The sequence below is a fragment of the Pseudomonas sp. Ps21-P2 genome (assembly GCF_039672565.1).
In the GTDB taxonomy this organism is placed as follows: domain Bacteria; phylum Pseudomonadota; class Gammaproteobacteria; order Pseudomonadales; family Pseudomonadaceae; genus Aquipseudomonas.
This window is the reverse complement of sequence record NZ_JBDFPL010000022.1, coordinates 1-9,158: the sequence shown is the minus strand read 5'-3', so window position 1 is coordinate 9,158 and position 9,158 is coordinate 1. Positions and strand designations below refer to the sequence as shown.

Genomic DNA, 9,158 nt, shown 5'->3' with positions numbered 1-9,158 from the left:
GGCCGTGCTGACAAAACCGTTCTCCATCGAAACCATGCGCTTACGCATCCACACAATGGTCGAGAACGCCAAGTTACCGTGAAAGCATTTGATCGAATGGCCTAACTGATAAGTCATAGCGCCAAGGAATAACTTACAAGCGTGGTTGAGCAGGCATGGCCGTCAATAACTGGCCGCTCTCAGCGGGCTTACATGCCACCTCTACAGCCAGCGCGAATAGCTTAGTGCCTACGTGCTCGACAAAGCGTCCCACGCGAAAAGGCTCGCAGACGTGAATCGGCCTGGCCATTTGTCGTGGTGCGGACTGCCGAGCACCCCGCGCCCGGCACCACATTCGAACATGGCCTGCAACGTTTACTTGAATTCCGCTGCGCATCAGTGACCTCGTGCCTGAAGGGCGGAAATCCGCTCGATCCAGAGGCCGTGCACCTGAGCTTCAAGAAACAGATACACCTCTGGTTCAACGGCCTGCACATCCTGCAGGGCCTGGATAAAACCGTGACAGAACTGAAAACAGTGTTCGACTTGAACCTCTGCATAGGTCGCGCAGGGCCAGGCGCCAAGTGGCGTATGCCGGCTCGCTCAAACCACGCGGCAGATCCGAGGTGTCCAGAAAATCGAGATCGGCAGGGGACATAACCAGCTCCTAGGCAACAAGGGACCTGGGCGCAGGCCAGGGCAGGTTTATGGTGTTAATCCCCGGCATACTTGCGTCCATCAAGCAGCAAAAAAAAACCGCTGGAGCGGGCCATGCGGTGGGGCGTACGAACAGAGCTGCCGTTATGTGCAGTGGCTCAGTTCGGCCGCTTGGGCACCCAATCGCCGTCGACATAATCGCCCTCTGACGTCGGGGCAGGTTTGCTCAGGTAAAACAGCGTGCAGGGAGTATTGTCGCTGGTCCAGCCCGGGACAATCTGCAGCAACTCATGCCCTGACTGAAGCAGTCGATTCGCTTCGATGACATCACTGGCTTCAACTATCTCTTTTACGTGGGCAAGGCTCATGTGGACTCCGAGTTACTGCAGGGTGGCCGCTCCAGCTTGGCCCGGCCGATTTCACACAGCCTAGGTCGAACGCTCACTAGGCCCGCATTTGATCTCAATCGGATTGTCGAAAGAAACCTCCTCGGGACGGCGACTCAAGCTCCACGAGTTTGGCGCTTAGCCCAGTAGCACTAAGGCGCTAACCGCCAGGATGCGAATCAAGCGCTCGCCACTTGCAACAGGTTATCTCCGCAGGCAACAGCTTCCATTCTCAAAAACGACCGATTCGCAACAGATTGCAGTACAAACCCTGCTCATACACCAGCCGTGTCAGTCAGGACAGAAACACATCGCTCCCACACAAGCTGTATGGGGATGATCACGTTAGCCCGTGGGCATCGCCATCCTGCGCCTCAACAGCTGCTTGCCGACTGCTTGTCCTTTGAGCTCGACATAGTGATAGGTCGCACTGGAAATCGTCACTACCGCCGTCAGAATCAGCAGAACCATCAGGTTATTCAGCCAGACATGGCCGGTATCCAGGTAGCGGATATCACCTTGCATGGGCGCGGCTTCAAAGCCGGTTTTTTTCTGCACCACCATAAAAGCCGAAATCACGAAGAACAGTACGGCCAAGTGGGTCAAGTAGATGGAGTAAGACCACTGCCCCAAGCGAGCGAAGAATTCGTGCTTGAGCACGCGCGACAGCGCTCCGCCATCAAAAGCAAATAGCATGATGGTCACGCAGAACACCATGCTGGCTGACGCTATTTTCTGCGGCAACTCCGAGGTCAGCACCCACCAGATGGCAATGGCTGCGAAGGCTTCCAGTGCGCTCAGCAATGCGAAGCCAGGGACAACCCAGCGTCTTAGACGGCTGAAAAGGGCGTAAGCCAATGCCCCGGCAAAGAAACATCCCAAGCCTTTTTGCGCATAAACGGTCATTACATCGATATGGTTGGAAAGCAGAGCAAATCCACTGAGGGCAATGAATGTCCACAGAAGGTATCGGCGAGTCGAAGCCATGAAAAGGGTTGCGGCGAACACCATGTAGGTCCAGTACTCGATGCTGATGCTCCAGGACGCGGTATTGAATGACAGGTTTTCCGTCAAGCGCGTCCAGCTTTGCAGCAACATGAGATTGGGTAGGATCTGCGACGGCGCGTAGATGCCGGTGAAGGGTGTCTGATTGAAGGAGAAACCCTGTTTATAGGCGGCGTACTTCAGGACCTCCAGACCAATGAAGACTGCAAGCATGAACGCGTGCAGGGGTAACAGGCGAAAGGTGCGCGAAATCAGGAAATGGCTTAAGTCCCGTCCGCGCTTGCTACCGTAAGCGTGAGCCATGACGAAGCCGCTAAGGACGAAGAAAAATTCGACCAGCAGGTCGGCATTAGCGAAAAACTTCCACTCCGTAATGCTGCCTACAAGATGGGTGTGGTAAAGGACGATCGCTATCGCGCTGATACCGCGCATGCTGTCCAACGCGTGAAACCGGGTCATTTCCTGCATGTAATCCCCCAATCAGTTGCCATCGCTCGAAAGCGCCTAAAGCAACCCATGGGGGTTCGGTCGCGTCACTACCTAAGGCAATACGATAGTGCAGGGATAGTTTTGTGCAAGGGGCAGGAGTCGAGACTTACTGCGGAATGAGGCGAGGCATCGTTGGAGGCCTCCAGTCACCCGCAGGTGACTCCTGTGTAATTCAGAGAGGCGGCGTTGCTACAGGTGAGCGACATCCGGGAGCGCCGGGGGGCAAAGGCGGCAAGATGCACTACCTGCCGTTGCACCCGGTAGCGGCCGGGCGTACATAGGAAGCTCAGGACATGACAGGAAAGTGCCGCTGTTCATACCGTTGCGCGGCAAGCTGACCGGTGCCGGGATCGCCTACGGCATCTATGCCTTGGTCACGGCCTATGCGAAAAAGGCCGGTATTGAGGTCGACGGCTTGGGGGTATATGGACTCCGAGCGACGGCGGCCCTAATCCGAATAACCCGAAGCTGCTTCAGTCACAGATGAAACCGAAATTAAGGGCATTGCGTTCCTTGCCTTGTCGCGCTGAGCACCTGTTGAAGCACGCTCGATAGCTGCTCAACAGAGTAGGGCTTATGCACAAGCTTAAAACCTGTGGCGCCATTCTGCGCGAATATATGGCTGTAGCCAGTAGCCAGTACCACCGGCAAATCTGAGTACAACCGTTGAATTTCCTGGCCTAAATCGATTCCGCTCATGCTCGGCGTTTCAGACACGGCCAGTGCCATGTGCCATGGCTTCAACGGTCGCGTCTGACTCCGCGATCATCTCTGCCACTCGACTGGCAAGCACGTCTAAAGCCAACGGTTTGGTGAGTAGCTGCATGAAAGGACCTAGAAAATCGGCCCGCACCATAGCCCCCTCTGCATATCCTGTGAGGAACAACACTGGAAGACGCGGCTTACGTTGTTGAAGAATCTCGGCTAATTGCCGCCCGTTCATGCCCGGCAATCCGACATCGGTAAGCAAGAGGTCCACTTTTTGCAAATCGTTGTACACCTTCAGGGCTTCTTCACCACTGCGGGCCTCGTACACCCGATATCCAAGCTCTTCTAGCACTTCATGATTGATCAGGCGCACAGAGTCATCGTCTTCGACCAAGAGGATGGTCTGACCTTGTCCTGCGGTGACCCGCAAGGCGGCGCTCGGGTGATCTTCGTCGATCCCCTGATGCTCCGGTAAAAAGATTGAAACGACAGTTCCTGCGCCGGTTTTACTCTCAATGGAAAGACGACCGTTGCTCTGTTTAGCGAATCCATAAACCATGGATAATCCCAGGCCAGTGCCTTGGCCTATAGGTTTGGTAGTGAAGAACGGCTCAGTAACCTTGTTTAGGAGATCTTCGGGGATGCCATAACCGGTATCACGTATCTGCAGACAGACCTGCTGAAAAGAGCTCGTCCCTGTTCCCGCATCAAGGAAGGTGGCAATGGTTAACTCACCGCCATCAGGCATGGCGTCTCGTGCGTTGATCACCAGGTTGAGAACCGCGTTCTCTAACTGGTTGGAGTCCACAAAGATCAAGTGTTGGTCCACGCTCAGCTCGATTTTGAGAACGATGTTCTCCGTAACCGTACGGTTGAGTAGATCAGCGAGCGATCGGATAAGCTCATTGACCGAAACTGCTTTTGGATGCAGCGACTGGCGTCGAGAGAAGGCAAGCAGACGGTGCGTCAGAGAAGCAGCTCTTTGTGCTGAACTCTGCGCTGCGTCCATAAACCTATCGATTCCGTCCAGGCGTCCCTTGTTTATTCGAAGTTTCACAAGGTCGAGCGCGCTGATAACGCCCGTGAGCATATTGTTGAAGTCGTGAGCAATACCTCCGGTCAACTGCCCCACTGCTTCCATCTTCAAGGATTGGCGCAATTGCTCTTCGGCACGCGCGCGTTCTTCACTCTCGGCCTTGAGCTGCTCGACAGCCGCATTCAACTGACGAGTCCTCGCTTCAACCTGAATCTCAAGCTCTTCATTGAACCTGCGCAGAGTCAGTTCAGCTTGCTTCTCCTCGTTGATGTCGACGATCACAGCAGCTGCACCGATGATCGACTGCTTCTCATCGTATAAAGGAACAGCACTGACACGCATCCATGACTCTGTGCCGTCATTTAGGCGATGGTAAAAATCCAAGCCAGCTACCGGGTCTCCTCTCAGCGCTCTAGCACCCGGAAACATATCGGGCTCCAACTGCCTACCATGAGCATCAAGCCCTACCCACATAGTAGCGACTTCCGGTTGTCTGGAAGGGATGATGCCTCCCGGCACATAGCGCCGGTACAAAGGATTGCTGACGAGAGATGTACCTTGCGTGTCCATGAAGCACACACCCAATGGAATATTTTCAAGCAGGATATGTAATCGCCTCCTCTCCTCCGCCAATTGCTCAATGCTCTCGCGCATTTCGAATTGGCGCATACGCGAACGCCATGCGGCGGCGGTAGCACTCAGCAACGATGCTGAACTGAGCGGGCGCTCCAGCACGACCACGTGCCCCGCCGATTTAGGGAGCCTGCGCCGAGCGATCTCGGTGTCTCGGCCAGACCGGCTTTTATTGGACGCGAGGAGGATGATTGGAATCTCGGACCAGCGTGGTTGAAGGTCGAGTGCTGCTCCAAGGCTAAGTACCTCACCGGAAAGACTCTCCTCGGTGAGTATCACAAGACCAGTGCTTTCACCGACGGCCGCCGAAAGTGAGTGCAAATCACTATGGACTTCAATCGGGTAGGTCTGGCCGAAGAGCTTGCGCAAAGCAATTGCATCTCCCTGGAAGGGAGCCACCACAAGCAGATTTCTACCTTCAGAGAATCGCTCAGTCGACACGCTTTCGTTCTTCCATCAAGGGCAGGTCTGCGCCGAAGTACTCCGGCGTTCCAGTCAACACGCCACGGAAATTGGCCAGTGGTTCACCAACGCGCACGCCTTTCGAGTCAATGCGAAGCTCCCGAATCGCGTCTTCATGGGCGCCGCTACGGTTCTTCAGGACAGAAATTGCTTTACGCAGCCGTCCCTGCGCCTCAAAGAACCGGATAAGGATCACAGAGTCTGCAACGTAGGAAATATTGAGATTTGTTGACATTGAGCCGACCAGGCCGTGCTGAGGGTTGATCAGGAATGTGACCACACCAAGCTGGCTGAGATAGGAAAGCAATTCGTGCATCTGCAAGATCAGCTGCTGCTCCTGTGGCATCGCTGCCAAGTAGCCGTTCAGGCTATCAACCACGATCATGGTGCAATTGCGCTCTTCAACTTCGGTGCGCACGCGCCAGGAAAATTCCCCTGGTGAGATCTCTGCCGGGTCGATTTGTTGAATGACCAGGCGACCGCTGGAAATGTGACTACTCAAATCCATCCCCATGCTATCCGCACGCAAAACCAGAGTAGCGACGCGCTCGTCAAATTCGTAGATAGTGCAGTTCTCACCCCGACTGCAAGCCGCTGCAAGATAAGCCAGCGCAATAGTGGTTTTGCCAGAGCCGGCAGGCCCGGTTACCAGGGTGCTAGTCCCCCTTAGCGGACCTCCTACCAATAGTTCATCCAGGGCAGCAACCCCACTACCTACAGGCTCTGCGGTGAACGGCACATGATGGGTGGCCGCGATTAGCCGCGGATACACTTCGAGTCCGCCCCTGCGGATAGTGAAGTCGTGAAAGCCCGCAACGAAATCAACACCGCGTAATTTTTGTATTTGAAGGCGCCTGCGGGCGGCTCCGAAATCCAGAGTCAGCCGTTCAAGGGTGATGACGCCATGACAAAGACTGTGAAGGTGGTTGTCTCTTTCCCCATTCGAAGCCGTAAGATCGTCCACCAGCAGGATGGTTATGTCCCGACCAGCAAAATACTGCTTTAGGGCTAACACCTGACGGCGATAACGCAAAGGATCCTGAGCCAGAAGGCGCATCTCGGAAAGGCTGTCAAATACCACCCTTTTCGGCTTTATCCTGTCCACTCGCTCCTGGATTAGCTTGATGATGTCACCCAGTTCTGCCTCCCAAGGGTGCAGGATGGACTGTTCATAACCCGTGCCCAGCACCTCCTCGGTTGAAGAAAGCTCAAAAAGGTCAATGCCGTCCAAAGTCCAGCCATGCGACTGCGCGACGCCTTCCAACTCTTCGCTGGTTTCTGAAAGGGTAATGTACAGGACGGACTCGTCGGCTTTTACTCCCTCCAGCAAAAACTGAAGGCCAAGCGTAGTCTTGCCAGCCCCAGGCGTTCCTTCCAGAAGGTAAAGCCGATTGCTGGGTAGGCCTCCTCTCAACACTGAATCGAATCCGACATTGCCGGTTGATATCACTGGGCGCAACGAGGCCATTTTTTTAAACCTTGATAGGGAGGCAAGCGTTAAAGCTTAGGGCTTCCAGTATGAAGCCGCGTAAATACCAACGCTACGAAAACAAGCTTGCGACCGTTAAGACGGTTATTGAATATCAGTCAGTACACCAGCAGGACGGAATTTGGCATGCAACCGTTCTCTCCCCAACTAAAATACGAAGGCAAAAGCGGCTGCTATCGCGGAATGTGCTGCAAATGCTAGACTTCGCGTCTACTCCAGCGTCAGCAGAGGTCGTCATGCCCGCTCGATCTGCTCCCTCCCAGCTGGAGGCTCACCTGACCTCTTCGGTCACCGCGACAGATGTACCATCAGATATCGCGTTGCTGCACGCGATCAGTACCGAGTTGATCGGTGAACAACACCTGGAGACGCTATACGGCAAGATTGTGGACGCGGCAGTGTCCATCACCGGCTCCCAATTCGGAACAATGCAACTGCTTTGCCCCGAGGGCCACGCGTCGGGCCACGGTGGCAAACTTCAGTTGCTTTGCTCGCGAGGACTGTCTCCAGAGGCGATCAACTTCTGGCAGTGGGTCAGCCCAACGGCTCATAGCAGTTGTACTCAAGCGCTCAAGCTGGGTAAGCGGGCCATCATTCCGGACTTCGAGGAATGGGCAGAAATTGCCGGGACTGAAGACTTGTCGGCGTTTCGCAGCACGGGCATACGATCGGCGCAGACCACCCCACTGCTCTCACGCTCTGGTCAGTTGTTGGGGATGATATCGACTCACTGGCGCGATGCGCATCATCCCTCCGAGCGGGATCTGAAGCTGCTGGATATTCTGGCGCGACAGGCAGCTGATCTGCTCGAACGTACCATTGCTGAAGAAGCACTGCGAGCGCGCGAGCAGGACCTCGAACGCACCTGCCATACGCTCCGTGACACCGAGGCAAAACTGAGGCTGCTCAATGAAGCTCTGGAGCAGCGTGAAATGAGCCGTACAGCCCTGCTCATGGAGCTGGAAGACAAGCTGCGCCAGTCACAAAAAATGGAAGCAGTGGGTCAGTTGACTGGAGGTATCGCTCACGACTTCAGTAACTTGCTTACAGGTATCTCAGGCTCCCTGGGCTTGCTGAAATTGCGTGTGGCCCAAGGCCGAGTGTTGGACCTCGACAGGTACATAACGATGGCACAAAGCTCCACCGATCGCGCTGCGGCACTGACGCATCGGCTGCTTGCGTTTTCGCGTCGTCAAACCTTGGAGCCGCTGCCCACCGACGTCAACAACTTGATGCACGAAATAGCCGATTTCGCTCGGCCTCTGATGGGGCAAAAAATCGAGCTCGATGCTCATGGCGATTCAAACCTGTGGCTGGCCTATGTCGATGCCAGCCAGCTTGAAAATGCACTTTTAAATCTATGCATAAACGCCCGGGATGCAATGCCGGACGGCGGTCGCATCACGCTCAATACGACCAACCAGCAGATAGATCAATCCGCAGCGCAAAGTGAAGGTCTCGCTGAAGGCCAGTATTTGTGCATTTATGTCAAGGACACAGGGTCGGGCATTCCGCCCGAAACCCTGGCTCATATATTTGAGCCGTTTTTTACCACCAAGCCCGTCGGCCAGGGCACCGGACTTGGCCTTTCGATGGTCTATGGCTTTGCCAAGCAATCAGGTGGTCAGGTGCGCGTCTGGTCGAGCGTGGGTGAAGGCACCACAATCTGCATCTATTTGCCGCGTTATCTTCAGGAAATTTCCGAGGCTCCGGGCAAATCCAGTTGATCAGTGCGCGGTCAGCTTATGGCAGATGGCTTGCAGCTGAGTCAAGGTGAATGGCTTGTTCAACCAGTGCACATGATCATAGTCCAACGTGTTTACCGCAGCATGGAAACCTGAGGCGACGACTACAGGCACCTGCGGTACCAGGTCATGCAGCCTTTGGACCAGCTCGAGCCCGTCGATACTGCCAGGCATTCTCAGGTCAGTGATCAGCAGATCTGCATCGAAACCATTATGCTGAATGTGACTCCAGGCTGAATCTGCCTCGCAGAATGCTTTGACTCTATGGCCTTCCATTTCCAGAATTTCGACCATGATGGTCAATATGTCCTGCTCATCCTCGACAAGAATGATGGTGCTCATGAGGTAATTCCTGTCGTGACGATCAGACCTGTCTGAGCGATGTCTGAGCATTTGAGTGCATGTAACTGATTGGACACACCGATCTAGAAATCGAGCCTTTGCTCCGATGAGCGGGGCAAAAAAGGGAATTGATTTCTACACGGGCCGGCGGGCTTTAGCAGACCACTCCCCCACGCTGATTCTTCGACCTCTCTAACCAACGTTAGGCCTGCGACGGCGCAGCGACT

The 9,158-nt window shown here is 54.8% G+C and carries 6 protein-coding genes and 1 pseudogene; 2 read left to right on the top strand and 5 right to left on the bottom strand.

Going from position 1 to position 9,158, the window contains the following annotated elements; translation table 11 throughout:
- Positions 1-794: 794 nt before the first annotated feature.
- Positions 795-1,004 carry a hypothetical protein gene (locus tag ABEH28_RS27015; RefSeq protein WP_346627944.1) on the bottom strand — a complete coding sequence of 70 codons (210 nt, stop codon included), beginning with the start codon at positions 1,002-1,004 and terminating at the stop codon, positions 795-797.
- Between the two features lie 363 nt (positions 1,005-1,367).
- Positions 1,368-2,495 (bottom strand): acyltransferase, encoded by a 1,128-nt coding sequence (locus ABEH28_RS27010; RefSeq protein ID WP_346631545.1) that lies wholly within the window; start codon positions 2,493-2,495, stop codon positions 1,368-1,370.
- Between the two features lie 198 nt (positions 2,496-2,693).
- On the opposite strand from ABEH28_RS27010, the pseudogene ABEH28_RS27005 reads away from it, so the two are divergent.
- Positions 2,694-2,964 (top strand): annotated as a pseudogene (locus ABEH28_RS27005) (integrase); the annotation flags it as partial.
- 261 nt (positions 2,965-3,225) lie between these two features.
- Here the strand turns inward: ABEH28_RS27005 and ABEH28_RS27000 are convergent.
- Positions 3,226-5,334 carry an ATP-binding protein gene (locus ABEH28_RS27000; RefSeq protein ID WP_346627942.1) on the bottom strand — a complete coding sequence of 703 codons (2,109 nt, stop codon included), beginning with the start codon at positions 5,332-5,334 and terminating at the stop codon, positions 3,226-3,228.
- Entirely contained in the window at positions 5,324-6,823 is a 1,500-nt protein-coding gene (locus ABEH28_RS26995) for an ATPase domain-containing protein (RefSeq protein WP_346627941.1), read from the bottom strand. The genes ABEH28_RS27000 and ABEH28_RS26995 overlap by 11 nt, the downstream gene beginning before the upstream one ends.
- 257 nt (positions 6,824-7,080) lie before the next feature.
- Between ABEH28_RS26995 and ABEH28_RS26990 the strand changes: the two genes are divergently transcribed.
- A complete protein-coding gene (locus tag ABEH28_RS26990) occupies positions 7,081-8,571 on the top strand; it encodes an ATP-binding protein (RefSeq protein ID WP_346627981.1) in 1,491 nt (496 codons plus the stop codon).
- Here the strand turns inward: ABEH28_RS26990 and ABEH28_RS26985 are convergent, their stop codons facing one another.
- The gene (locus ABEH28_RS26985; protein WP_346627940.1) at positions 8,572-8,931 is read right to left on the bottom strand and encodes a response regulator; all 360 of its coding nucleotides are present in this window, start codon (positions 8,929-8,931) and stop codon (positions 8,572-8,574) included.
- Positions 8,932-9,158 lie beyond the last annotated feature (227 nt).

Bases quoted from the DNA above. Each gene is read 5' to 3' on its own strand.
- ABEH28_RS26995 (WP_346627941.1), bottom strand. From the start codon at position 6,823: ATGGCCTCGTTGCGCCCAGTGATATCAACCGGCAATGTCGGATTCGAT.
- ABEH28_RS27015 (WP_346627944.1), bottom strand. From the start codon at position 1,004: ATGAGCCTTGCCCACGTAAAAGAGATAGTTGAAGCCAGTGATGTCATC.
- ABEH28_RS26990 (WP_346627981.1), top strand. From the start codon at position 7,081: ATGCCCGCTCGATCTGCTCCCTCCCAGCTGGAGGCTCACCTGACCTCT.
- ABEH28_RS27010 (WP_346631545.1), bottom strand. From the start codon at position 2,495: ATGCAGGAAATGACCCGGTTTCACGCGTTGGACAGCATGCGCGGTATC.
- ABEH28_RS26985 (WP_346627940.1), bottom strand. From the start codon at position 8,931: ATGAGCACCATCATTCTTGTCGAGGATGAGCAGGACATATTGACCATC.